Origin of the sequence: Carboxylicivirga taeanensis, assembly GCF_051851475.1 — a bacterium.
In the GTDB taxonomy this organism is placed as follows: domain Bacteria; phylum Bacteroidota; class Bacteroidia; order Bacteroidales; family Marinilabiliaceae; genus Carboxylicivirga; species Carboxylicivirga taeanensis.
In genome coordinates this window covers 1-591 of sequence record NZ_JBPUSJ010000120.1, presented here as the reverse complement: position 1 = coordinate 591, position 591 = coordinate 1, and the positions used below count along the sequence as shown (strand labels likewise).

The window sequence follows — 591 nt, the reverse complement described above, 5'->3', positions numbered from 1 at the left end:
ACATCTCACTGCTGGGTAATCCGGCTGACATGATCAGCTATACGTGGACCAATGCCGGAGGAGTTGTGATTGGCACGGAGCAGAATATTACTGTGTCCTCCGCTGATTATGGTTTTGGAACACATGTATTTACATTAACTGTAGAAGATGTTAATGGATGCAGTGGATCAGCAACCACCAGTGTCACTGTTTTTGAAAACCCAACAGCGGCCCCTACTTTTAATACACCGGTTTGTGATGGAGGCGCATTAGTGATTGCTGCCAATGCTGCTGGAGGCACAGGTGTTTACGATACCTATATATGGACAAAAGATGGAAACCCATACGGTGGTAACCAACCAACCATCACCATTGATCCGGCCAGTGCGACTGATGCCGGCGATTATGGTGTTACTGTGATCGACTCCAATGGTTGCAGCAGCCAAGAGGCTACTGTAACGGTGACTATTCAGGCTCTGCCAGTGATAACCATTAATGGAGAGGCTACTGAAACAAGCAGTGAGTGGTGTGATGGTGAGGCTATTACCCTTACAGGTGGAGGCGGCTCAACCGGTGCCAGCTATTCATGGTTATTGCCTGATGGATCTACAC

Annotated in this window: 1 protein-coding gene; it reads left to right on the top strand. The window is 48.2% G+C overall.

Annotation, left to right across the window (positions count from 1 at the left end; genetic code table 11):
* Positions 1–29: 29 nt before the first annotated feature.
* Positions 30–591 (top strand): hypothetical protein (locus ACSX1H_RS19510; protein ID WP_439185937.1); only part of this gene is annotated, 562 nt, incomplete at its 3' end.